Origin of the sequence: Haloferax sp. KTX1 (genome assembly GCF_902410085.1) — an archaeon.
In the GTDB taxonomy this organism is placed as follows: Archaea; Halobacteriota; Halobacteria; order Halobacteriales; family Haloferacaceae; genus Haloferax; species Haloferax massiliensis.
The window spans coordinates 1-447 of record NZ_CABPRH010000183.1; the positions used below are offsets into that span (position 1 = coordinate 1).

General features: G+C 56.6%; 1 protein-coding gene. It reads right to left on the reverse strand.

All coding sequences use genetic code 11. The features are described from left to right. A partial coding sequence (locus FY251_RS22905; RefSeq protein ID WP_222847896.1) for a hypothetical protein occupies nt 1–250 on the reverse strand: 250 nt, incomplete at its 3' end. Nucleotides 251–447: the final 197 nt, after the last annotated feature.

Sequence of the window (447 nt, forward strand, 5' to 3'; positions counted from 1 at the left end):
TACAGCCACCCAAATTTGGCCAAGCCGTAAACCTAGTGAACTCCACTGGAATGAGGATTATACCATGGCCGATGAACTGCTTGAAAACGCCGATCTCGCCGAACTGAACAGACTGCTTCAGAGACTCCAGATGCTCCAAAGTGAGCCCCTTTGGACTGTCAACGATGTGGCAGAGTTCCTCCGCATCAGCCCACGCCACTTGAGAGAAAGGATCATGGCCATAGACAGCGAATTCCCTCGCCCTATCCACCTGCCCGCGGAAAAGGGCCAGGGAGCACAGCGGTGGCAGCCGGCACAGATACGTCAGTGGCTCGCATCAACGGCGAGGCAGTCAGGCGCAGGTTTTTCCTGTAGGTGAGCGCAATGTTAATTGTCACGCCCAGGCCCAAGCGGCGCTTCGCCACGATCAATCCGCCGTGACTCGCTAAACACGTGGATGGCATAGGC